The sequence below is a fragment of the Starkeya sp. ORNL1 genome (assembly GCF_012971745.1).
GTDB lineage: Bacteria > Pseudomonadota > Alphaproteobacteria > Rhizobiales > Xanthobacteraceae > Ancylobacter.
The window spans coordinates 1,757,285-1,779,652 of the sequence record NZ_CP048834.1 but is presented as its reverse complement, the minus strand read 5'-3'; the positions used below and the strand labels follow the sequence as shown (position 1 = coordinate 1,779,652).

General features: G+C 65.0%; 33 protein-coding genes. 29 read left to right on the top strand and 4 right to left on the bottom strand.

All coding sequences use genetic code 11. The features are described from left to right. Positions 1–173: 173 nt before the first annotated feature. The 6 genes from G3545_RS08665 to G3545_RS08640 all read left to right on the top strand — a co-directional run bounded on the left by G3545_RS08665 (position 174) and on the right by G3545_RS08640 (position 4,234). Entirely contained in the window at positions 174–1,883 is a 1,710-nt protein-coding gene (locus G3545_RS08665; RefSeq protein ID WP_170011657.1) for a hypothetical protein, read from the top strand. Between the two features lie 221 nt (positions 1,884–2,104). Then, entirely contained in the window at positions 2,105–2,659 is a 555-nt protein-coding gene (locus G3545_RS29490; RefSeq protein WP_206151407.1) for an SseB family protein, read from the top strand. Positions 2,660–2,668: 9 nt separating this feature from the next. Continuing rightward, positions 2,669–2,872, top strand: a complete 204-nt coding sequence (locus G3545_RS08655; RefSeq protein ID WP_206151406.1) for a hypothetical protein — start codon at positions 2,669–2,671, stop codon at positions 2,870–2,872. Between the two features lie 279 nt (positions 2,873–3,151). Continuing rightward, positions 3,152–3,430, top strand: coding sequence for a hypothetical protein (locus G3545_RS08650; protein ID WP_170011655.1), 279 nt, complete (start codon positions 3,152–3,154; stop codon positions 3,428–3,430). 184 nt (positions 3,431–3,614) lie between these two features. After that, complete coding sequence (locus tag G3545_RS08645) at positions 3,615–3,812, top strand: hypothetical protein (protein WP_170011653.1); 198 nt, start codon at positions 3,615–3,617, stop codon at positions 3,810–3,812. Then, positions 3,812–4,234 (top strand): hypothetical protein, encoded by a 423-nt coding sequence (locus G3545_RS08640; RefSeq protein WP_170011651.1) that lies wholly within the window; start codon positions 3,812–3,814, stop codon positions 4,232–4,234. The genes G3545_RS08645 and G3545_RS08640 overlap by 1 nt, the downstream gene beginning before the upstream one ends. A gap of 182 nt (positions 4,235–4,416) precedes the next feature. Here the strand turns inward: G3545_RS08640 and G3545_RS08635 are convergent, their stop codons facing one another. Continuing rightward, positions 4,417–4,809 carry a DUF1801 domain-containing protein gene (locus G3545_RS08635; RefSeq protein WP_170011649.1) on the bottom strand — a complete coding sequence of 131 codons (393 nt, stop codon included), beginning with the start codon at positions 4,807–4,809 and terminating at the stop codon, positions 4,417–4,419. Positions 4,810–5,191: 382 nt separating this feature from the next. Then, positions 5,192–5,884, bottom strand: coding sequence for an SOS response-associated peptidase (locus tag G3545_RS08630; RefSeq protein ID WP_170011647.1), 693 nt, complete (start codon positions 5,882–5,884; stop codon positions 5,192–5,194). A gap of 226 nt (positions 5,885–6,110) precedes the next feature. Here G3545_RS08630 and G3545_RS08625 point away from each other — a divergent pair, with 226 nt between their 5' ends. The 3 genes from G3545_RS08625 (at position 6,111) to G3545_RS08615 (ending at position 7,253) form a co-directional block, all read left to right on the top strand. Continuing rightward, on the top strand, positions 6,111–6,398 hold the full coding sequence (locus tag G3545_RS08625; protein ID WP_170011645.1) for a hypothetical protein: 288 nt from the start codon (positions 6,111–6,113) through the stop codon (positions 6,396–6,398). A gap of 154 nt (positions 6,399–6,552) precedes the next feature. Then, entirely contained in the window at positions 6,553–6,840 is a 288-nt protein-coding gene (locus tag G3545_RS08620) for a hypothetical protein (protein ID WP_170011643.1), read from the top strand. Positions 6,841–6,971: 131 nt separating this feature from the next. Beyond that, a complete protein-coding gene (locus G3545_RS08615; RefSeq protein ID WP_170011641.1) occupies positions 6,972–7,253 on the top strand; it encodes a hypothetical protein in 282 nt (93 codons plus the stop codon). A gap of 71 nt (positions 7,254–7,324) precedes the next feature. Here the strand turns inward: G3545_RS08615 and G3545_RS08610 are convergent, their stop codons facing one another. After that, entirely contained in the window at positions 7,325–7,843 is a 519-nt protein-coding gene (locus tag G3545_RS08610) for a hypothetical protein (protein WP_170011639.1), read from the bottom strand. A gap of 97 nt (positions 7,844–7,940) precedes the next feature. Further along, a complete protein-coding gene (locus G3545_RS08605; RefSeq protein WP_170011637.1) occupies positions 7,941–8,129 on the bottom strand; it encodes a CsbD family protein in 189 nt (62 codons plus the stop codon). 395 nt (positions 8,130–8,524) lie between these two features. Here G3545_RS08605 and G3545_RS08600 point away from each other — a divergent pair, with 395 nt between their 5' ends. The 20 genes from G3545_RS08600 (at position 8,525) to G3545_RS08505 (ending at position 22,270) form a co-directional block, all read left to right on the top strand. Beyond that, the gene (locus G3545_RS08600) at positions 8,525–8,950 is read left to right on the top strand and encodes a hypothetical protein (protein WP_170011636.1); all 426 of its coding nucleotides are present in this window, start codon (positions 8,525–8,527) and stop codon (positions 8,948–8,950) included. A 154-nt stretch (positions 8,951–9,104) separates the two neighbouring features. Next, positions 9,105–9,392 (top strand): hypothetical protein, encoded by a 288-nt coding sequence (locus G3545_RS08595; protein WP_170011635.1) that lies wholly within the window; start codon positions 9,105–9,107, stop codon positions 9,390–9,392. A gap of 118 nt (positions 9,393–9,510) precedes the next feature. After that, positions 9,511–9,798, top strand: a complete 288-nt coding sequence (locus G3545_RS08590; RefSeq protein ID WP_170011634.1) for a hypothetical protein — start codon at positions 9,511–9,513, stop codon at positions 9,796–9,798. Between the two features lie 407 nt (positions 9,799–10,205). After that, positions 10,206–10,964 (top strand): hypothetical protein, encoded by a 759-nt coding sequence (locus G3545_RS08585; RefSeq protein ID WP_170011633.1) that lies wholly within the window; start codon positions 10,206–10,208, stop codon positions 10,962–10,964. Positions 10,965–10,975: 11 nt separating this feature from the next. Next, the gene (locus G3545_RS08580) at positions 10,976–12,076 is read left to right on the top strand and encodes a DUF4043 family protein (RefSeq protein WP_170011632.1); all 1,101 of its coding nucleotides are present in this window, start codon (positions 10,976–10,978) and stop codon (positions 12,074–12,076) included. A gap of 12 nt (positions 12,077–12,088) precedes the next feature. Then, on the top strand, positions 12,089–12,520 hold the full coding sequence (locus G3545_RS08575) for a hypothetical protein (protein WP_170011631.1): 432 nt from the start codon (positions 12,089–12,091) through the stop codon (positions 12,518–12,520). A gap of 59 nt (positions 12,521–12,579) precedes the next feature. Continuing rightward, positions 12,580–12,870, top strand: coding sequence for a hypothetical protein (locus tag G3545_RS08570; RefSeq protein WP_170011630.1), 291 nt, complete (start codon positions 12,580–12,582; stop codon positions 12,868–12,870). A 392-nt stretch (positions 12,871–13,262) separates the two neighbouring features. Beyond that, positions 13,263–14,957, top strand: coding sequence for a hypothetical protein (locus G3545_RS08565; protein WP_170011628.1), 1,695 nt, complete (start codon positions 13,263–13,265; stop codon positions 14,955–14,957). Then, positions 14,954–15,202 (top strand): hypothetical protein, encoded by a 249-nt coding sequence (locus tag G3545_RS08560; RefSeq protein ID WP_170011626.1) that lies wholly within the window; start codon positions 14,954–14,956, stop codon positions 15,200–15,202. Before G3545_RS08565 ends, G3545_RS08560 begins: the two co-directional genes overlap by 4 nt. A gap of 29 nt (positions 15,203–15,231) precedes the next feature. Next, positions 15,232–15,510, top strand: coding sequence for a hypothetical protein (locus tag G3545_RS08555; protein WP_170011624.1), 279 nt, complete (start codon positions 15,232–15,234; stop codon positions 15,508–15,510). A gap of 17 nt (positions 15,511–15,527) precedes the next feature. After that, positions 15,528–15,836, top strand: a complete 309-nt coding sequence (locus tag G3545_RS08550) for a hypothetical protein (protein ID WP_170011622.1) — start codon at positions 15,528–15,530, stop codon at positions 15,834–15,836. A gap of 107 nt (positions 15,837–15,943) precedes the next feature. Continuing rightward, entirely contained in the window at positions 15,944–16,231 is a 288-nt protein-coding gene (locus G3545_RS08545; protein ID WP_206151405.1) for a hypothetical protein, read from the top strand. 427 nt (positions 16,232–16,658) lie between these two features. Beyond that, complete coding sequence (locus tag G3545_RS08540) at positions 16,659–17,408, top strand: hypothetical protein (protein ID WP_170011620.1); 750 nt, start codon at positions 16,659–16,661, stop codon at positions 17,406–17,408. Positions 17,409–17,444: 36 nt separating this feature from the next. After that, positions 17,445–17,669 (top strand): hypothetical protein, encoded by a 225-nt coding sequence (locus G3545_RS08535; protein WP_170011618.1) that lies wholly within the window; start codon positions 17,445–17,447, stop codon positions 17,667–17,669. Positions 17,670–17,722: 53 nt separating this feature from the next. Continuing rightward, positions 17,723–18,001: a hypothetical protein gene (locus tag G3545_RS08530; protein WP_170011616.1), complete on the top strand. Its 279-nt coding sequence runs from the start codon at positions 17,723–17,725 to the stop codon at positions 17,999–18,001. A gap of 151 nt (positions 18,002–18,152) precedes the next feature. Next, positions 18,153–18,449: a hypothetical protein gene (locus tag G3545_RS08525; protein ID WP_170011614.1), complete on the top strand. Its 297-nt coding sequence runs from the start codon at positions 18,153–18,155 to the stop codon at positions 18,447–18,449. Positions 18,450–18,945: 496 nt separating this feature from the next. Beyond that, on the top strand, positions 18,946–19,281 hold the full coding sequence (locus tag G3545_RS08520; protein ID WP_170011612.1) for a hypothetical protein: 336 nt from the start codon (positions 18,946–18,948) through the stop codon (positions 19,279–19,281). 163 nt (positions 19,282–19,444) lie between these two features. Further along, positions 19,445–20,875, top strand: coding sequence for a hypothetical protein (locus G3545_RS08515; protein ID WP_170011610.1), 1,431 nt, complete (start codon positions 19,445–19,447; stop codon positions 20,873–20,875). Positions 20,876–21,042: 167 nt separating this feature from the next. Next, positions 21,043–21,540 (top strand): hypothetical protein, encoded by a 498-nt coding sequence (locus G3545_RS08510; protein ID WP_170011608.1) that lies wholly within the window; start codon positions 21,043–21,045, stop codon positions 21,538–21,540. Positions 21,541–21,760: 220 nt separating this feature from the next. Next, positions 21,761–22,270 (top strand): hypothetical protein, encoded by a 510-nt coding sequence (locus tag G3545_RS08505; protein WP_170011606.1) that lies wholly within the window; start codon positions 21,761–21,763, stop codon positions 22,268–22,270. Positions 22,271–22,368: the final 98 nt, after the last annotated feature.

Genomic DNA, 22,368 nt, shown 5'->3' with positions numbered 1-22,368 from the left:
CGGTCTATTCCCCCTCCCGACGCGCTTCGCGCGCCACCCTCCCCCGCACGCGGGAGAGGGGAGGAGGCCCCGCGCCCGCACCACCCACCGACCAGCGACGACGCACCACTCCCCGTCGCTGACGGCGGAGTGCGCGCGCGTGCGCCGGTCCTTGTTTCCCAAGGACATTGCCAATGGCGCAGTTCAAGAATTCGCCGCCGCCCGACTGGGCCGGCTGGAGCGATGATTCGCTCTATTACCCGCGCAGCGATCCGCTGAGCGGCGGCCGGCCGGGCACCTATCTCCAGGAGTTGTTCGACCCGGCGCTGTTCGGCCAGTACGCGCCGCCACCGCCGGCGCCGCCAGGCCGGTTCCTGCGCCGCCTGTTCGACCCCGCGCTGTTCGGCCAGAACGCGCCGCAGCAGGCCCCGCCCAGCCAGTTCCTAGCCTCGATCGGCGTCAAGCTGCCCGAGCCGAAGACGGTGCTGGCCACGCGGCCGGTTTCACCGGTGGAGTCTGAACCGCGACCTCTCGCGGCACGTCCGGTGCCGGCGCCGGACGTGATCCTTGAGGATACCCTGCTGGAGTCTGCACCGGCGCTGCCGGGCCAGGATATTGCCGGTTTCGGCAGCACCCCGGCGCGAATGCCGGCCGAATTCGAGCGGACGCGGGGCGACGGCGTTTGGAGAAACGCGGCGGCCGGCGTCGGCGAGCATGTCTACGGCCGCATTGGCCAGTACGCCGATCCCGCCGCCGAGGTGATCAATGGCGGCATTGACGGCCTCAATTGGGTGGCCGGGACGGATGTCGAACGGTTACCAGTTCCCTCGCGCTGGCTTGCCGAGACCGCCGAAACCAAAATCGGCGTGCCAGATCCGCAGCACACGCTTGCCGTCACCCCCGCAGAGCAGGCGGCGCGCCTGGGCGGCAAGGCCGCCGCCTTTCTGGTGGACCTGCGGCTGACGGGTGGCCGCGGCCTGCCTGGATACGTCCTGCCCGGACCCGGCCTGCCGGTTCCGGGCGACACACCCGGCCTGCCGGCTCCGACCGACCCCAAGGTCCCCGTGCGATGGGACGCGTCGTACGAAGACGCGCGCGCTCTCGGCCAGTTCGGCCTCGACCTGTTCGGCGAACTGCGTGACGCCGTCTTCCCGCCGGTACTGAAATCGCTGGACCAGGCCGGCGGCAATCTGGTTGGCGGAGTCGCCGGGCCGGGCGGCGGCATGCCGCAACTGATGGCGCACGGCGGCCGCGCGGTCGGCGACCTCGCCGGCGGCCGGGTGACGGCGAACAATGCGCCGCGTCCGGTGACCGCGCCGACGACGGGCGGAGGACCGGCGCAGCCATATGGGGAGAGCGAGAGGAGGCGTCTCCCGCCACCCGATGTGCTGCCGAGGCTCGAGGACATATACACCCACAGCGGACCTACAGAGACGAACGATCAGCGTCCGCCGAAGCGAGGTGTCACTTTCTTCGATATAGGGGTGCTCCCGAATGTTGATAGGCCCGATGCCAGTCTCGGTCGTCAGGGAGGGTTGGTCTTCTTCATGCCGGTGGAAGATTCCTACGTCGTGAGGGACGCCGCAACCGCTTATCGCTATACTGGTGGAGCGCCAACATTGGAGAACGCGTACCTTGTCGGCGGAGATGTTTACGGGTTGGAATTTCCACTCGACGGGCTTGCTCCACGAGCGCCGACGGCTGCTGATACAACGCTGAAGCACTACTTCGGAGGCGGGCATACGGCGTTGCGGTTGGAGAACAAGCCGGATCCCCACAAAGACGGCTATCTGGTGAACACGACGCGCGAGTTCGTAGTTCCAGGAGGTAGCCCGATGCCGCGTGGATCTTTCCTCTTCAGGCTCGGCCAAAACGGAACTCGCGTTCAAATGAGAGTGTGGTGAATGAATTCGGATAGAGACGCCAAGATCTGCAAATACTGCAAGATGGGGTACCATTCACCGTTTGAGAGATTCGAGGTAATCGAAACGTTTCACAACTGGGCGGGAGTCTTGAAACGCTGCACCGCCTGTCGTGCACTATGGAATGTGGAGCACGACGCCAGAATAGTATCCGTAGCTGAGGCTATTCGGATATACCCTAAAGTTAATCCCGAGGATTTGCCATGACCCTCGCCGAATTCAATCCAGAGAACGATCTCGAACGCCTTATCGTAGCGGCAAAGCAGGGCGCCGTGTCGATCGACGCGGTATTGACGGTGCTCGCCGCATCCGACCTCTTCATCTCCAGCAAGAGTGAGGTCCTTCAGGACGGCAGCGGCTTCGAACCGCTTCTCCAGGAGTATCGCGACAAACCCCTTGTCGCTGCATTCTCGTCCTTGGACCGTCCTCACTTGCACAGCGCGGCCGCCAGCTTTGTTCTCCAAATGACGGGGCGGGAATTCTTTCTGCGTCTGCCGCCGACTTTTGGCGTCATCCTCAACCCTGGCTATGTGACACAACTCATACTCGAGCCACACGCCGTGTCCGATCTCAAGCCTTCGGAATCTCGAAATCGCCCGCGCACACAACGACAATCTGATGCCGCAACGTTCTGCGGAGATGATTGTCGACGAGAATTTCTCCGATGGGCTCAGAAATCCACAATGAACTGGAAATTCTCGGACCCACCAAACGTCGCCGTCTTCACCCCCCGCCAGATCATGAAGGGTGAAGAGTAGATCGCCTTTGTGTCCCACGACGACGATGATGGTTGCTGGCAGTTTCTCGGACCCGGGAACGCCCGCGAGGAAGATGCATCCATCGTCGGCCTGAAGGAAATCTTCGATCTGGACAACAGCATCGGCGAACTGGCCGATCTTCCCGAAGGCTGGCACGCATGGCGGGAGGCGCCCTCGGCGCCGTGGCGGCGAGGGAAGACCGATTGGCGTTGAGCCCCGGCTCGCACCCTGGCGCGTGAATGCGGCGTCGACTTGCCGGGTGCGCGGCTTCAGCCTCCCGCGGGGGCCGGCTATGCCAGCCAGCCGGTCACTTGCGTGACGCGGCCGGAATATGGGCAGGTGAGGACGGACTGCCGACAGGGATGCACCCGGCCGCTATTGCGGAATGGCCATGCTGATAGGCGATTAACTACAGAGGGGTTTTTTCCGCCGGGGGCCATCCCAGTGTAAGATACGCGCGGTAAGGTCTGCCGCGTCTTATGGGAGGCTGGCATGCGGACTTTTCTCTTCACTCTTCCTTTCGTGCTTGTGGCGGGCGCGGCCTTCGCGCAGGGCGGGCCGAATGCGGCCAGCATGAGCTGCGCGAGCGCGCAGCAAATGGTGCAGCAGCAGGGCGCCGTGGTGCTGTGGGACGGGCCGAACGTCATGGGCCGCTATGTCTCGGGCCAGCAATATTGCGATGTGAACACCTTCATCGCGCCGGCCTGGATCAAGACCCAGGACAATCCGCAGTGCCTCGTCGGCAATTACTGCCAGCAGCAGAACCAGTAGGCGGCACTACAGCACGTCAGCCGGCGGCCGGGCGCGGGAGCTGCCCGGGCCGGGTCGGGCGCCATGGACCCTGAGCGCGCAGCGCCTCAGGGCCTGCCCGGGAAATGGGGACTCATTTCTCATACCGCTTGTTCTTGTTTTGTTCTCATGGAATCATGCTCCCGACCAATCCGGGAGAGAGACCATGCCGAGCGAGCACTCGCCCGCCGGGCGCGAGCCCATTGTCACCGATGAGGATCTGGACGCCGCAATCGCGTTGTGTGGTGGCGATCCGCGCCTCGCGCTGCGAGCGATGTTCATCGCCTACACCATGTTGCAGGAGCAGGCGCAGAACGCCGTCTCGGCCGGCTATGTGCGACGGCGCCGGGAGCGCACGCACTGATGGGCGAGCATTTGCCCGAACGCTGGCCGCGCGACCAGATGGATGACGCCTTCGTGGATTCCATCGTGGAGTCCGAAGGGCACGGCGACTGGCGCGAGGCCATCCGCAATCTGGTCGACCGGGTGTGGGGCCTGCATGAGGAAATCCTGCGTCTGACACGTGGCGAGCCGCGCGGGGGCAGGCAATCAAGCCATCTGGACCGCATGGTCTCGACCATCGACCACTCGGTGATCTGTACCGAATGCTCGCACTGCCTGCACCGCACCGCGCAGCCGCCCGCCATGGTGAGGTCTTTCTACAAGAACAGGGAAGTCACGCTCCGCGAGTGGGCGGCAAGCCAGCGTTGCCGATGCGGGCAACTCGGCGTCGACGTGGTTCTGCGCGACACACGCGATGCAAAGAACTGGATGCTGCAGCGCTAGAGCCCTTTCCGTTCGGATGGAAACATCCGAACGACAGATGAGTGCTCTAGATTCACTAGACTGGAGCAATTCCTCTTCGATCAGATGATTCCATCTGATCGGGAAATGCTCTAGTGGGCCTGCGCAGAACAGGGTCGGCTGTTCCGGCGCGATTTCGGCCGCCCGAGCGGCGCCGTATCAGGCTATTTGGCCGAGGACCGGTTCAGCGCCACGGCGGCGCGTATCAGCGTCTTGAAGGCCTCCGCATCGATCTCGACGCCCTCGCGCAGGTCTATGGCGCGCCGCGTATTGCCTTCCAGGCTGGAGTTGAACAGGCGCGTGGGGTCTTCGAGAGCGGCGCCCTTGGCGAAGGTGAGCTTCACCGTGGCCTTGTAGGCCTCGCCGGTGCAGATGATGCCATGGTGCGACCACACCGGGACGCTCCACTTCCACTCCTCGATCACGTCCGGATCCGCCTGCTGGATGAGCGCGCGGACATGAGCGAGCGTCTCGCCCCGCCAGCCGTCCAGTTCCTTGATCCGCGCATCGATCAGCCGGGACGGGGATTCGCCATTGGTGGGGGCGCCCTTTTTCATCGTGCCTGCAACTCCCTCAGTCGTTTACGCGCTCGCGGCGGGCCGGCCCGATGAGAGGCCGGCAGCGTCGATTTTAGCCGGGCCTGGGGCTGGCCATAAGGGCCCTTGAGAGCGCGCCCGCAATGGATGCCGGCATGCCGCGCCCGGCCGTGGGCGACATATCTGCCCCGGATCGGCGTGATAGTTTTCGAAGGGGGCTACGTGAGCGAATACTGCTGCACTCTGCGTTATAATTAGCTATACGCGACCGACGGGCACCATCAACACGACCACTCGCTTTGAATACCTAGGAGGGAGAGGGCAGCAATCCGCCGACGTCTGGGAGCCAATGGTCGTGCCCCAAAGCGCCAACCATTGTGATCATTGGGTCATTCGCCCACCCTCACTCATCCTCCCCCACCGGCTCCAGCACCCCCGCATCGTCATTCCCCGCGCTGTTCACCCGTGGCCCTACCGGCCAGATGCGGGTCTCGTCCGAGGGGTAGGGCACCATGAGGTCGGCGGGGTCGGGCTCGATATTGGCCAGCCAGCGCTCATAGCCCTCGATCGTCAGGATGACCGGCATGCGGTCATGGATCCTCGCCATTCGCTCATTGGCCGCGCAGGTGACGACGGCGAAGGTGCGCACCCATCGGCCCGAGGTGTCCTGATAGCCGGTCCAGATGGCGGCGATGCCGAACGGCAGGCCGCTCTTGAGGCCGACGCCGTAAGGCTGCTTGGGCTGGATCGAGGCGTCCCACTCGAAGAAATTGTCGACCGGGAGCAGGCAGCGGCGCTTCATATAGGCATCGCGGAACATCGGCGCCGTGGCGATGCGGTCGGAGCGCGCGATGATCTGCGGGCGCACCTTCTGCGCGCGCATCCATGGCGCCTCGAAACCCCACCGCAACCGATCCCGGACGTTCTGGCCGGTCTCCGGGTGACGCCGGATCACCCAGAAGTCCTGCGAGGGAGCGCCGTTGTAGCGCTTGCGTTCCAGGCCGGCGGCGTCAACCACGCGCGGGTCGTGGTCGCTGCCGAGGAAGCAGACAAGGCCGGGCAGTTCGCCACTGGTCTGGGTCACCCGTCCGCACATGGCTCCTCGCTCTCCCGTCTTCGGCCCTGGCGCCTGTCCGGCGACAGCGGCGTTGCTTTCTCCGGGGCCAGGCGAGGCCGACAAGGTTTCTATACGTATTCGGGCCGACGAGGGAATGCTCACGCAACAGTGCGGAGGTTGCCCGGCCAGTCTCGCCACGCCTTCACCCAGCGTTCATCGAGCCGGCGCTACCGAATTGGCCGGGTCGTGAAACGAGGCTGGACACATGAAAACCGTTCTTTTCACACTCCCCATCATCCTCATGGCAGGTGCGAGCCTTGCCGAGGCGCGCCCGAATTCGCTGGCCATGAGCTGCGCTTCCACGCGCGGGCTGGTGGCGAATACCGGCGCCGTGATCATCGGCACCGGGCCGGACATCTTTGATCGCTATGTGACGGATGCAGGCTATTGCACCATCACGCAAAAGGCCGAGCCGGCCTGGCTGGCGACGGCGGACGAGCCGCAGTGCCTGATCGGGCGTCGCTGCGTGGAGCGTCGCGTGAAGGTGCGCTGACGGGCGAGCGCGCGTGGCGCAGCGCGCGTGGTGCCTCTGGCCGGGCCGGCCGGGGCGCCCGCCGATCGGCCGCTCACAAATCCTTCATCCGCCCGGCGCTACCTTAACGCGTGGCGCGCGCGTTACTATGGGTCAGGTCACGGGAGGCTGGAACATGCGTACTCTTCTTCTCACACTCCCCTTCATCCTCATGGCGGATGCGGCGCTGGCGCAGGCTCGGCCGAACTCGCTGACCATGAGCTGCGCCAGCGTGCAGGCGCTGATCCAGGCGCGGGGCGGCATCGTGATCGGCAGCGGGCCGGACATCTTCGACCGCTTCGTCTCCAGCGCCCGCTACTGCATGGGCGGCGAGACCACCGACTGGACCTGGGTGCGCACGCGCGATGTGCGCCAGTGCCCGGTGTATCGCTGCCAGGAAATCGAGGAATGGATGATCCGCTGAACGGCGGGGCGCCATGGCGCCTTCACCGGCTGCGCATCCAGGAGCGACAGCTCACGAAAGCTTCATCGCCCGCCACTACCCTGAGGCGAGCGGCACGCAGTAATGTGCCGCCGATGTTGCGGGAGGCGGACATGCACAGACTTGTTCTCACCATTCCTTTCGTGCTCATGGCCGGTGCGGCGATCGCCCAGGACGGCCCGAACTCGCTGGCGATGAGCTGTGCCGCCGTGCAGGGCATCGTCCAGTCACGGGGCGCCGCGGTGATCTGGACCGGGCCCAACATATTTGATCGCTTCGTCGCCGGCCAAGCCCAGTGCCAGAACGACCAATACCCGGTGCCGGCCTGGATCGCGACGCAGGATCAGCAGCAATGCCTGGTGGGCAATCGCTGCAAGCAGATGGAACAGCAGTAAGCCGCGCCGCGGCACTGTAGCAGCAAAGCAAAAGCCGGCCCGCGCGCAGTGGAGCGGCCGGCGCGCCCGCTCTATTCCTGCGCGCCCGTGCTTTCCTCGCGCTCCAGCGCATAAGCCTGCCGCGCCTGCTGGATGACGAAGGCGGCCGGCAGGCCAGGCTGCGGCAGGAACGGGAAGCGCACCGCGAGGCTCGAAAGCCCGAGCGCTTCCCCGCACCGGAACACGGCGCGCATCGCCTCCAGCACGCTGCCGCTGCCGAGCAGCCTGGCATCGGCAAACTCCAGCATCGGCACCACGACGATGGTGGCGAAGCCGCCGGTGTCGCCGGTGACAAAGCCCCTGACTTCGCCGGCGGCAAGGTGGCCGCTGCGATCGAATTCCTGCCGCATCGCTATTCTGAGGTTCGGGTCGAACGGGCGCTCCGGCATCTCGAACAGCAATTCCCCCGAGGCGGTAGAGGCGATGGCGAATGCCTCGGCCTGCACATCGTCGAGCGTGCCGCAGACGATGCGGATGTCGGTTCCCTCGAACGCCACGGCAAGTTCGCCGGCGATTTCGCTGGAGGGCTCGACGATGATTATCGCGGTCATGCGTGCTCCCAAGGCATCGGAGGACAGCGGGTGCCGCCAAAGCAAAAGGGCCGCGCGCTCACGCGGCCCTTCGCGCAGGATCCGACGACAGATCGGCTCAGAGGTTCGCGGCTTTCTTGACCGCGTCCTTGGCCTTGCCGATGGTCTTCTGGCCCTTACCCTTCAATTCCTGCGCCGCGCCCTTGGCTTCAAGGTCACGATTGCCGGTCGCCCGACCGACGCCCTGCTTCACCTTGCCGGCCGCCTCATTGACCATGCCCTTCGCCTTGTCTGCCGTGCTGCCCATCATGCTCTCCAGAGCTGCCGCCATCATTGGCTGGCCAAATAACAGCGTCGTTGTCGCCAGGTTCCGCGCTTGTCGGCGATAAGCGCAGGAAATGGGCGGAATGTCGGGAGTGGCGGCGCGGTGTGCGCTCCGGCTGTCGCGCGGCAAATCTCTTCATCGCGCCTCTTCATCGCGCCCCTGCCGGCCGGCTATCGCGCAAAATGTGATGGCCATCACAGACAGCCGCCGGCTCGCCATCGGATGGTTGCGTGCCAAGGCGCCGGGGGGCTGCCTCTGGCGGGCGGCGGTCTCCTGGCGCAGACCACCGGAGGCCGCCGCCGCTTGCTGCAAAACGTGTCTTTCGACGTTGTGAGCCTTCTGAAGGGTCGGTTTTTCCTCAGACTGGAGACTTCGTCATGAAACCGGCAGTGAAAATATCGACAGTTGCTATGTTGGCTACGCTCGTGCTCGGAAGCGTTCCTTCCTACGGCGCGAACCGATACGGCATTGCCTGTGTCGACAACCGTACAAATCAGCGGATCAATTTCTCGGTCAAGATCGGCGATGGCCAGTGGAAGCCGCAGAATCTGGCACCCGGCACCCGGCGCTGGTTTACCCATACGTACGACAGGGTGAATGAGAACAGTTCCTCCTCCATTCGCGTGCGCTTCGATTCGGACCTGCGCGGCACCAATTTCAGCACGGTGTACAAGCTGACCCGCCATACGGCGGTGGCCGATAAATGCGACGAGGGCTACATCTACGCGTTCCGCTATGAGCCGCGCGACCGCAGATACATCGACCTCGTTCCGGTGGACGGCGGGCAGCTGGCGAGCGAATAGCGTGGCTGCCGCGAGATGCCGGCGGCGGAGCATGCGTTCCGCCGCCGCCTGCCGGCAGCCGAAATGACCATCACGCAAGCTTCATCCGCGATCTGCTTCCGTAAAGGCAGCAACGCCGGTAAATTCATGCCGGGTTCAAGGGCGAGGCTGGAACATGCGGACATTGCTTCTCACGATATCTTTCACCATTGCGGCGGGCGCGGCGTTCGCGCAGGACGGGCCGAATTCGCTGACCATGAGCTGCGCCAGCGCGCAGCGGCTGGTTCAGGAGCGCGGCGCCGTGGTCATCTGGAGCGGGCCGAATATCTTCGATCGCTACGTCGCCAATGGCGGCCAGTGCGCGGGCAGTGAAATGACCGTGCCGGCCTGGATCGCCACGCAGGACCAGCAGCAATGCCCCGTCGGGCAACGCTGCAAGCAGATCGAGCCGGGGCAGAACTGAACCGTCTTTCGAGGCCCGAGACCGGAGCGCGGCGGCTCGCCACAGGCGGGCCGCCGCGCTTGCCTTTGACCGCGCGGCAACATGGTAATGTACGGTGGGTCACGGGCGAGGCTGGAACATGCGGACGGTTCTTCTCACACTTCCTTTCATCCTGATGGCGAACGCGGCGTTCGCGCAGGCGGGCCCGAATTCACTTGCCATGAGCTGCTCCACCGCGCGCGCCACGGTGCAGCAGGGCGGCGCGGTGATCATGTATTCCGGGCCGGATATCTTCGATCGCTTCGTTTCCAATGTGTCCTATTGCGAAGGCAATGAGTGGACGGTTCCCGCCTGGATCCCCACCGAGGACAACCCGCATTGCCTCGTCGGCAAGCGCTGCAAGGAAATCGAGCTCAACTCGCGCTGAGGCGCGAGGGCGCTATCCACAGCCGGCTTTGACCTGACAGCTCGGATGGGTAGGATTCCCATTGTGCCGTGTTGCGCCCGGATCTGAGTCCGGGCGCTTTTTGCTTGGGACGCGGGCGGCGCTCTGCTTGAACATCCTTCGGGGCCCGGCTTTGCCGGGCACCTCAGGATGAGGTTCATCTGAAAGAACCACGTCATCCTGAGGCGCCCGCGCGTCGCGTGGACCTCGAAGGATGCCCACCCCCGAACAACGCTCCCTTCCACACCAACCCATCCCGCCGCCGGGGTCACGGGCGTGCGGCGCCGGCGGCCGTTTCGCCGGGATGGTGATGCCGACCACAACGGGCACACGCCGACGCCGGGCTGCACAAGGGCGAACGTGACACTCAACGAAAACGAGGAACCACCATGACCCAATCGCTGGACGCCATCATGGCGGACCGGGACGCTGTCCTGTCCGCCAACGACACCGCCACGCCCGAACCCGCCGGAGGCGCCCTTGCGGACGCTTACAGCGAGGACGGGCACACCGATACGCCGCTCGGCCTTGCCGACGACACCCAAGCCGGCCGGCCCGAGCGCCAGCCGGGGATGGTGCCGCAGCAGGCGCTGCATGCGGAGCGGCAGGCGCGGCGCGCGCTCGAGCGCGAGATCGGCGAGATCCGGAACATGCTGCACGCGCAAGTGCCGCAGCCGGATCCGCTCACCCAGTTCGCCAATGATCCCGCGGGCTTCCTGCAGCAGCAGGTCTCCCCGGTGGCGCACCAGGTGAACGAGATGCGCGAGATGATGCTGGAGCTGCGCGCCGCGCAGTCCCACGGCGCCGATCGGATGGAGGCGGCCAAGCGCGCCGCGGAGGAGCTGCGCGACAGCGGCGATCCCGCCATCAACGCGCTGGCGGTGCGCCTCCTGAACACGGCGAACCCGTTCGACGAATTGGTCAGGTGGCACGACGAACAGGCCCGCGTCTCGCGGTTCGGCGACGACCCGGAAGGCTACATCAATGCCGAGGTCGAACGCCGGCTCGCCGGCGGGCCCCCGCAGTACCCGGCGGCCTCATTCGCCCGTTCCATGCCTCCGTCTTTCGCCGGCGCCCGCAATAGCGCGCCCCGGCAGAGCCAGAACTATGGCGGGCCGCGGCCGCTTTCCGAAATCATGAAGCGATGAGGTAGTACGGCATGGCCGAAACCCGCGCCACGGGGACGCTTTCCCCGTCCATCTGGGACGACAAGTTCTCGACCGAATTCTTCCAGACCAACCCGTTCGCGGCCTATGCCGGGACCGGGACCAACAATGCCATCGTGATGAAGGAGGAGTTCGCCTCCAAGCGCGGCAATGGCATTACCTTCGAGTTCATCACCAACCTGGTCCGCGGCACGCTGTTCGATCGGCAGCCGCTGCGCGGCCATGAGGACCAGCTCGGCGAATATGGCGATCGCATCTTCTGGCGCTTGCGCAAGAAGGGCATTTCCATGCACGAGCTCGACCAGGACTTCGCCGCCATCGACCTACGCAAGGCGGCGCGCGGCAACCTCAAGACCTGGTCGATGGAAGACGTGAAATGGGAGACCATCGATCGTCTCGGCGATGTCGGCGCCAATTGCGACGTGCCGTTCGCCACCGCCACCGCGGCGGAAAAGAACGACTGGACCAACCGCAATGCCGACCGCGTGCTGTTCGGCAATTCGACGGCGAACTACTCAGCGACGTTTGCCACCGCCGCCGGCAATATCGACACCACCAACGATATACTGACGCGCGACAACCTCTCCATCCTCAAGACCATCGCGCTGCAGGCCCGCCCGCGCATCACCCCGATCGAGGTGATGGAGCGTTCCAACCGGCGCTATTTCGTCGCCTTCGCCCATCCCCTGGTGTTCCGCGCGTTTCGCAAGGACACCGAGACCGTGCGCTCGGCGGTCAAGGTGGTGGATCGCAACGAGAGCATCTTCCTCGGCGGCGATCTCGAATATGACGGGATCGTGCTGCACGAGGTCGACGACATGCCGATCTACGACAACATCGGCAATGGCGGCGCGGATGTCTCGCCGGTCTATCTGCTCGGACAGGAGGCGCTCGGCTGGGCCATCAAGTCCCGCTACGCCTCGCGCGAGCAGAAGGACGATTACGGCCAGATCGAAGGCCTCGGCATGATCGGCAAGTGGGGCATGAAGAAGCTCTGCTATTCCGAGAACTTCCCCAACCCGGCCCAGGACCCCACCGTGCTCGGCAAGCAGCGCGGCGTGGCCACGGGCTTTTTTGCCGCCGTCGGCGTCTGAGGAGGAGCGATCATGGGCGACTATTGGACCAACCCGGTTCGCCACCCCGAAGACGTCGGTGTCGGCCATATCCGCCGCACGGTGGAATGGGACGATGCCGGCCTCGTCACCGGCATCCCGATCGGCGCGCTGGAGGCGGGCGCGATCCCGCTGCGCGCCGGCGTGCTGGTGCAGACCGCGTTCAATGCCGGCACCACGAATGTGCTGGTGCTGGGCTCGACCGCGGACGATGACGGCCTCGTCACCTCGGCGAACGCAGCGGCGGGCGCGCTCGGCGTGAAGGTCGGCACCGGGGCGCAGATCGGCATTCCGCTCGCCGCCAACACGGTGTTCTACGCCAAGTTCACGCAGACCGGCACGGCGGCCTCCGCCGGCAAGGCGACGCTGTGGGTGGAATACCTGAACAAGCGCGAAGTGGAAGGCACCGCCTTCCCGGCCAACTGACGTGTGGCGGGGGAGGGGGCGTGCTCCCTCCCCCACGCCGTTCGCGAGAGAGGCGGACCATGGGATTTGTGAGCTATGCGCCGGCGCCCGACGAGGCGGCGGTGACGAGCGTGTTCGGCCTGGAACTCCGTGCCGGCGCGGTGATCGAGGTGGATGAGGCGGTCTATGCGAAGCTGCGTCGCCATCCACAGTTTTCCACAGGCAAGGAACCGGAAGGCGCCCGCCAGGACGCGCCGCCGCGCGTGGCGAGGAATCGCGCGGCGATGCGGGACGAGGCCGCCATGCGAGCGCGCGAGTACGCCGCCGAACTGGCCGATGCCGCGGGTGGTGTGAAGCCGGCTATTGGGTGAGGGGGGCTCTTTGTGAGCATCCTTCGAGGCTCGCTCTCGCTCGCACCTCAGGATGAGGTTGTACTTTTAGGCGAACCTCATCCTGAGGTGCCGGCCAACGGCCGGCCTCGAAGGATGCTGAGGCCGAGCGACCCCTTCCTCCGCTTCCCACCCGCGTCACCCCGGACGGCCGCAGGCTGATCCGGGATCGCAGGAAAGTATTGCGCAGCACTTCGCGCGATCCCGGCTGCACCTGCGACCGTGCGGGATGACAGCGTGATCCAGCATCGCCCCGGCCCTCGCGCCCGGGCTTCCCCGATTTCCCCCACCGAACCGGCCGCCCTGCCGTCGCTCGCACAGCGCGGGCGGCGACGCGCAGGTGTGCGGCGGGGATGTTCTTCAGGAATATTTCCATGCTGCGGATCTATATTACCCCACCTCCGGCCATCACCTCGGAGGATGGCGACATCAGCTCGCCGCCGTCCGATGGCGATACGCCGGGTGCGCCGCCGCCTCGCGCCGCGGCGCCGCCGGGCCAGTTCTTCCAGGAACTGCTGGACCCGCGGCTGTTCGGCCAGTTTGCGCCGCCGCCGAGCGCGCCGCCGGGCAAGTTCTTCCAGGAGTTGCTGGATCCCCGGCGGTTCGGCCAGAACGCGCCGCCGCCGCCGACTCCGCCGGGCCGGTTCCTCCCCTCGATCGGCGTCCATCTGCCGCCGGTCATCCCGCCGGCTCCGCAACGGCCTGCGCCGGCACCTGTGCCCGCCGTACCCTCTGCGCAAACCCCTGTGCAACAGGAAGGCGACGGGCTGGCGCGCAATGCCGCGGCCGGGCTCAGCGAGGGCGTCTATGGCACGCTGGGTTTCCCGGTCGATGCCGCGACCTGGCTGGTCAATCGCGGCATTGACGGCGTCAACGCGGTGGCCGGCTCGGAGATCTCGAACCTCGGTGACCTGCCGCTCGGCTCCCGCTCGATCGCGACCAACCTCGAACATTATGCCGGCATACCGGACCCGGCGAAGGTGCGCGCCGTCACCCTGGCGGAGAAGGCGGCGCGCGCGGCGGGCGAGGGTGCGGCCTACGCCATCGCCCCGCAGGCGCTGCTGCGCGCCGGCGCAGTCGTTGCCGGCACCCGGCTTCCGGGCCTCCTCAAGACGGTGTTCGGCAATTCGAACACGCTGCGCGCGCTCGGCGGCGAGGCGGTTGCCGGCGGCATTGGCGGCGGCGGCGGTACGCTGGCGGGGGAGGCGGCACCGGAGCCGTTGAAGCCGCTGGCCGAGTTCGGCGGCAACCTCGCCGGCGGCGGCATCGTCGCAGCGGCGGAAGACCTGCCGCGGCTGCTGGCACAAGGCGGTCGCGCTGTCCGCGACTTCGCGGCGCCGCTCATTGGCGGGGCGATGGACCAGTTCCCGCGCCCGGCTGTGGCGACCGTGGGTGGGATGCCGGCGCCGGGGTCGTTCGAGGGATATGAGAACCGGATGGCACCGCCGCAGCGCCCGCCATTGGCGAGCGCTGTCCCCGAAACGCAGCACGGCTGGAGCAATGCGGAGATCTTCGCCGCGCCCGATGCCGCCACGGCGAGGTTCCGGACGGACTACCACGAAGTCGTACCATCCGCGGGCGGCGTTGAGGTGTTGCGTCAGGAAAGCGGGAGAGGCTATTCAGCACCTCGGACGCCCGGGTTCGGAACCCATGCTTCGATGGATGAACTGATGCGAACCGGCGCTTTGCCGGGGAAAGCAGGGGTTATTCTTACGGACGACAGGATACAGTTCGGCGATGTGTATAAACTCAGCACGCTGAATGGCCGCAGAGTGGAGTTCGTTATTGTCCGGCATCGGTTGGATGGGAGGCCAGTGACCACATTATATAGCGGTGACTTTCGGGCCTGCCCGCTACCGAATGAAGGGTGGATTGTAGCGCACACGCACCCAACGGAAGGTCCAACCCAGAGGTGGCCGTCTGACATCGACATGCGAATTGTGAACAGGAGATTCTTCAGAGAGCTCGAAGCGAACCCTAGAGCTCGCCCGGCACCATCATGGATCATCTGGGGACCTGGCCCAAGTGACAATACGAGGTATTTTCCAGGATTCGGGAAAGAGCCATGAACAAGCTGATAAACATATCCGAAGTTGATGATCTTCTGTTCGGTGACGGAAGTAAATTAGATATTTATTATATCGAACGAACGCCGCTTGGTGATTTTGTGTGTTTTATCGGTCCAAGTGGTGCCGAATTTACTCTCCTTATAGAAGATTCGCGGCTGCACCAGATGGCCGTTGACCGACTGCTTGAACTCGGCGCTCCGGTTGTCGAACGGCCTTTCAACGTGGTGCCGCCGCAGCAGAGTTGAGCTCCGTCTGTGCAGGATCGGGAAACATAATGACGCTGCTCGAAGCCATTCGCACATTGGACGAACTCAGTGACGATGGCATCATTTACGCGAAAGAGCCATGGCGCGGTGATGCGGAGGCTATCGTGCTTCCCGATTTTGAGGATGAAGCGGCCATCGAGGAGGCGGTGCGTCTTGGCTTCAAGTATTTTCTGGAAGTGTTCATAGCGCGCGAGTTCCTCGAAGATTGGTCCGATGATCTCCGGCGCGCTGGTGCGTTCCAGGAAATCTGCGACAGGGTCATCTATTACGCAACCTATGATGCCTGATCGTATGGGGAAAGATCATGAGCGACCGTTATACGAATAAACGGTTGATCATGTTGCTGGAGAAATACGTCCTCTGGTCCATAGGCGAGCTCTCGGATACAGAAGAGAGGAAGCTTCGCGAAATGGCCCCTCATCTCGGCAGGAGCTTCTCTGCGAGGGGTACCTGGCAGGAGGTGGTCGCATCGGTGATGGAGTTCCCGCCCGACATGCCCGCGACGTTCAACGCCATGTGGCTGAGGAATCTCGAGATTGCCAGCGAGCACGGCGCAGCGATGACGCCGCAGCGCTTCGCCGAAATGGTGGTCGACGAGAATTTCCCGATGTGAAGGGCGAATAGGGCGCTCGGCTTCAGCATCCTTCGGGGCTAGCCGGCGCTTGCACCTTGGGACGACGTAAAGTGCGCGGCATATCTCGATGCTCCGGTCAGGCTTGAATGAACTGGAACTTCCCAGACCCGTGGAATATGGCCGTCATAACGACGTGGAAGATTCTCCGATCCGAGGACTGGATCGCCCATGTGTTCCATGATGAGGATGATGGCGGTTGGCAGTTTCATGGTGCGGAGGAATCTAGGGTAGAGGACGCTGCTATCGTCGCCTTGGGGGAGATGTTCGACCAGGATAACAGTATCGGCGAACTGACCGATCTCCCCGAAGGGTGGGAAGCATGGCGAGAATCGCCTTTCCAGCCATGGCGAAGAGCAAAGACCGATTGGCGTTGAGCCGTGGCTGCGGGAACAGCCCTAAGAGCTGCGTTGCGGAGTCCTCTCATTGGCCGACCGAGGGGGATGAGAAGCCGGCTATTGGGTGAGGGCGGCGCTGTGCGAGCATCCTTCGAGGCCGCTTCGCGGCACCTCAGGATGAGGTTCATCTGAAAAAAGCAACCTCATCTCTAGCAGTTGGCCAATGGCCAACTGCGGGGTGCCCGGCAAAGCCGGGCCTCGAAGGATGCTGAAGCCCAGCGCCCCCTTCCTCCGCTTCCCACCCCCACCGGCATCATCCCGGACGGCCGCAGGCCGATCCGGGATCGCGTGAAATTCCGGCGGCGCCGGCACGCTGGCCGGCGAGGCCGCGCCGGAGCCGCTGAAGCCGCTGGCGGAGTTCGGCGGCGACCTCGCCGGCGGCGGCATCGTCGCGGCGGCGGAACACTTGCCGCAGCTGATCGCGCAAGGCGGCCGCGCCATCCGCGACTATGCCGAGCCGCTCATCGGCGGGCTGACGAACCCGCTCGCGCGCCCGGAAATAGTGCCCGCCGGTGGGGCGCCGCCAGTCCGGCCGCCGAACGCCTACGAGAACCGCATGCCGCCACCGGAGCGCCCGCCGGCGGCGCGTGCCGTCCCCGAGGCGCCGCCGGGCTGGAGCAACGCGGAGATCTTCGCCCCGCCCGATCCCGCGGCTGGACGGTTCCGGACGGACTATTCAAAACGTGACCCCTCCCAACACGCGTTCGAACACGGCGCGCTGAACCAAGAGGGCGGCAAGAACTATTCGGCACCTCGGACGCCGGGACTTGGAACTCACGTTTCTATGGATGAGCTGATGCGGACCGGGGCCTTGCCGGGACAAAAGGGGGTAATCATCGTCGGCCGACCCGTGACTTTCGGCGAGGTATACAAACTCAGCACGTTGAATGGTCGAAAGGTGGAGTTTCTTATTGTCCGGCATCGCTTGGATGGTAAGCCGATTACCAAGTTGTATAGTGGGAACCACGAGGCGTGTCCGCTGCCGGAGGACGGGTGGATTGTGGCGCACACTCATCCGACCGAGGGTTCCACCCAAAGGATGCCTTCAGACGTCGATATGCGCATCCTGAACAGGAGGTATTTTAGGGACCTTGAAGCGAACCCTAAGCTTCGCCCGCCACGATCGTGGATCATTTGGGGGGGAGGGTCCAAATGATCATACGATGTATTTTCCAGGACACGGGAAAGAACCATGAGCCATACGACACAAACTACCTCGATCGACAATCTGTTGTTTCGCGATGGATTAAGACTTGAGAACTATTACATCGAGCGGACGCTGTTCGGAGACTTTGTTTGCTTCATCGGCTCGGACGGGGCGAAATTCGATCTTCTCATTGAAGATTCGCAAAGGAATGAAATGGCCATCGCCCGACTGCTTGAGCTCGGTGCGCCCGTTGTCAAGTGTCGAGTGTGAATGCCCTTCGCGGAGGTCGCTCGAATGGTCCCCCGTGGCGATGAAGTTCATGCTTGAACAGCGACTTCATTCCGAGCGCAGCAACCATGACAAGCGATGAACGTATGCCCACCCCCGACGAGTTTCTCTTCGGAAACGGCGCTCGGGTGGAAGATTATTTCATCAGACGGACGCCTATTTCGGAGGTCATATGCACCATAGAAGATGGTCAAGAGTATAGTCTGTTGATCTCGAATCAGGAGCTCTTCGAAGGCGTCCGTGCCAGGCTCCTGGAACTCGGCGTGCGCATCGTCGAACGGCAATTCAGTTCACCGGGAACGCGGCCGGGCTGAATATCGTGGGCTTGCGTGCGGTCGTCAGCGAACACTTTGGTCGATCCTCGGGCGTCGCAACTCGCGTCGGTATGGCCGGGATTGATGCAGTCTGCCTTGGCAGGAAAGGCATGCACATTGGTCCGGCCAACTCCCCAGAAGGTGATGGACAATGACCCGCGACGAGCTGAAGAATTCGGGAGAGGGCTATGCCCGGCTCTACAGAAACGCTCATCTCGTCCTGGCCTCGGTGTTTTTTGACCGGGACGCAGGTCATCTGATCGCATCCTATTTCTATGACCGGGAGCCGGATGAGGACGATCAGGAGGAGTGCGAGCTGTTTTGCGGCGAGCTGATCGGAAATTTCCCGGAGATCCGGACCGGCGAGACGATCTGCAAGTTTGTCGGTGCGTACAGCGGCGTGCTGCGGCCGGGTGAGATGGTGGTGTATTCGCGAGGGGAGTTCTGACCGCCGCTCTCTTCCAGCCTATGATCCGTTATCTTGGCAGCTCGTCCTCTGATGCGCAGTCCGGAATCGAGATCCCCGGCACAAGGCCGGGGATGACGGTCCATCTTGAATTATCGGTCAGGCTCTCAGGATGAGGTTCATCTCTAAGGAAGAATCTCATCTTGAGGTGCGAGCTTGCGTGAGCCTCGAAGGACGCTGAAGCTGAGCGGCCGCTTCTTTTCTTCCTCTCTCTTCTTCCCGCTCCCCCATTCGTCATCCCGGCCGAAGAGCCGGGATCGCGTGAAGCCCCGCGCATGACTTTCCCACGATCCCGGATCGGCCTGCGGCCGTCCGGGATGACGGCTTGCGGGAGGCGAGATGGCCGCTCGGGGCCTTCCATGCCCGCGTGATGCTCCGCCCTCCAGTGCAGCCCGAGCGCACTGCGTTCGCGGCCCAGCGGCCCGCCAGGCGTCCGCCAGGGCGCCCCACACCCACCACCCACATGAGCGAGACCACCATGACCCGACAGGATCTCATCCTCGCCGTGCTCGAGCGGCTGAACGTCGTCGGCGTCGGGCAGGCGCCGGCGGCGGAGGATATCGCCACCGTCGGCGCCCGGCTCGACGGCCAGTTCTCGCAGCTCGCGCGGCGCGGCGTCGTCTATGTGCAGGATGCCGACGATCTCGATGCCGAGCTGATCGATCCGCTCGCCACCATCGTCGCCAGCGCCTGCGCCCCGGCCTATGGCCAGGCGCCGAACCGCGCCGGCGTCATCGAGGCCGAGAACACGCTGCGCGAGATGCAGCCCGGCGACGGCGCCGGCCGCGGCACCGTCAGCGCCCGCTACTACTGAGGTTGCCCCTCTATCGCCAATCGACGCGTCATCCCCGGGCTCGTCCCGGGGATCCACGTCCTTGACGCAGGAACAACCGTGGATGGCCGGGACAAGCCCGGCCATGACGATGGAACTGACCCACGTCCACTGTCGCCATCAAGCCAGACCCTGAGGCTCCCCCATGCCCGACATCATCTTCCCGCTCTCCTCGGCGCCGGGCCGGCGGCCGATCGAGGGGCAGGGCCGGCTCGTCAACGCCATGACCGAGCAGCTCGGCCCCGGCGGCCAGGCCGACCATGCCCGCCGCCCGGCGCCGGGGCTGCGCTTCCTCATCGATACGCTGGGCACGGGCGCCTGCCGCGGCTTCCTGTTCGTGAACAATGTGCTGCTGATGTGCCGTGGCGACCGGCTGATCAAGATCGAGCCGGCCGGCAGTGGCTATGCCGCCACCGACATTGGCGGGCTGGCCGGGGAGGGGCCGGTCTATTTCGAGCGCAACAACAAGGCGCCGACGCCCGATATCGTCGCGGTGGCGAGCGAGGGCGCGTTCCAGATCGACCTCACCACCGGGCCGGTGAGCTTCATCGATCCCGATCTCGACCAGCCCAACTCTGTCACCTTCCAGGACGGCTATTTCATCTTCACGCTGGCGGATGGGCGCATCGTCACCTCGGGCATCAACGACACCAGCGTGAACCCGCTCGACTTCACCACGGCGCAGGCGCGCCCCGGCGGGCTCTATCGCGGCATCTCCTTCGGCCAGCAGACCTTCGCCTTCGGGCCGAACTCGATCGAGGTGTTCGCCAACACCGCGCAGGCCGAGGGCTTCCCCTTCACCCGCACCGCGGTGATCCCGCGCGGGCTGATCGCGCCGGACGCGATAGCCGGCTTCGAGGATGGCTGGGTGTCGTCCCTCATCTGGGTGGGCGACGACCGCGCGGTCTACCGGCTCGACGGCGGCTATGTGCCGAGCCTGATCTCGACGCCGGATATCGACCGCGCGCTGCAATCGGTCGATGATGTGGGAAGCCTGCATGCGCTGGTCTTCACCCATCCCGGCCATCCGTGCTGGGCGATCATCGGGCCGGATTTCGCCTGGGTGTATGACCTCTCCACCGGCTTCTGGCACGAGCGGCAATCCTATCTTGCGCCGAACTGGCTGGCGAAGGGCTCGGTGCGCGCCTTCGGCGAATGGGTGGTGGGCCATGCCGCAAACGGCCGGCTCTACCGCATCGACGACGATTATCGCCGCGAGGGCGACGACCCGATGGTGATCCGCATCACCTCGGCGCAGGGCGCGGCCTTCCCGAACCGGCTGGCGGTGCCGCGGGCGGATTTCAACTTCGTGGTGGGGCAGGGCCTCGCCGGCGGCGTGCAGCCGGTGGAGACCGATCCGCGCTGCTGGATCTCCTATTCCGACGATGGCGGCAATCTGTTCTCCACGCCGGTGTGGCGCCAGCTCGGCCGGCAGGGCGAATACGGCACGCGGGTCAGCATCAATCGCTGCGGCCTCACCGGGCCGGTGGGGCGGGTGTGGCGGCTGGAAATGTCCGATCCGGTCTATGTCACGCTGCTCAGCGGCGCGCACGAGATCGATGCGCGGCCGCGGTGAGGCGGTTGCGTCGTACTGCGTGAGCATCCTTCGAGGCTCGCTGGCGCTCGCACCTCAGGATGACGTGGTTCTTAGAAAAACGACGTCATCCTGAGGTGCCGCGCAGCGGCCTCGAAGGATGCTGAAGCCGAGCGCCTTCCCCCGAAAACCAACCGAGAGAGGCGCCGATGGCACCGAACATCCCCTCGCTGCCGCCGCCGAGCGCGCCGTTGACGGTGCCGGCGACCGGGCTGATCCATGAGGAATGGTATCTCTGGCTGAAGCGCATCAACCCGCTGCTGCAGGCGGCGCAATCCGCGCTGCAGGGCCTGCCGGACGATTTGCTGCACGCCGGCACCGGCGCCGAGCTGAGCGTCGGTTTCACCCAGGCCGATTTCGACAATGGCGCGGTGGGAGCGGGCAGCTTCACGCCGGACCCGGCCAATGGCGCCTTGCAGAGGCTGACCGTGACCGGCGCCTTCACGCTGACCCCGCCGGCCGACACCTGCGCCATGGCGCTGCGCGTGGTGAACGGCACTGGGGCCGGCGCCATCGATGTGAGCGGGTTCGAGGGGCTGGCGGGGGCCGAGCACGACACGGTGGTGGGCAACAAATTCTGGTTCGGCATTACCGTGATCGGCGGCGATGCGGTGCTCTCGATTGTCGCCGATGCGGCGAATACTTGATCGATTACTCGAATAGATGAACCTCATCCTGAGGTGCCGCCGCAGGCGGCCTCGAAGGATGCTGAAACAGAGCGCCGGTGATCCGAAACGAGCATCCTTCGAGGCTCGGGCAAGCCCGAGCACCTCAGGATGAGGTGGCTCCAGTCGGTCGGACGAAATGTTCGGCCAATATGCGACGGAGCCGACGCGGCCACCGCCCGGCCAGTGGCTCTCATGGCTGATGCAGCCGACGCAGATGGCGCAGCAGGGGCAAGCGGAGCAGTTCCAGACGCCGCTGGCGCAGGTCCAGGCTCCGCCGGTGATGGCGCCGCGCAATCCGGTGCTGGAGCCCCGGGGCTCGGTGCCGTTGCCGCGCCCGGCAGCGACCGGCGAGCCGCGGACCACCTGGCGCGGGCGTGTCCTCCCATTCAGCGGCGATGAGGATGGCAATCTCCACTTCGACACCGATGCGGGCCAGATCGGAGCCGCCAAGCGCGCGGTGATGATGCCGGGCAGGGTGTTGAATGGAGAGGTCGATCCCAATAGCGATGAGGCGTTCGAGGCGGTGATGGAACTGGCTGGCATGGCCGGTCTAGGCCCGGCGGGGCGTGCGGTGAAGGGCTTCAACTCGTTGAAATCGCTTGAAAGTGGCAGCGCGGAAATCTATCCTCCACCTGTTCGTCCACAGCGTTCCTTCGAGGCGGATTACCCCAATGGCGCGCGAGCCGACCAAGCCGGAAACCTCACCTAGGACATCGAAGGACGACCTCTCATCGCCGAGCACGTTGTCGGTCGAAGAATGGTGGGCGGAGGCGACCAGTCCCTCACACCGTCGCAATATGCCGAAGT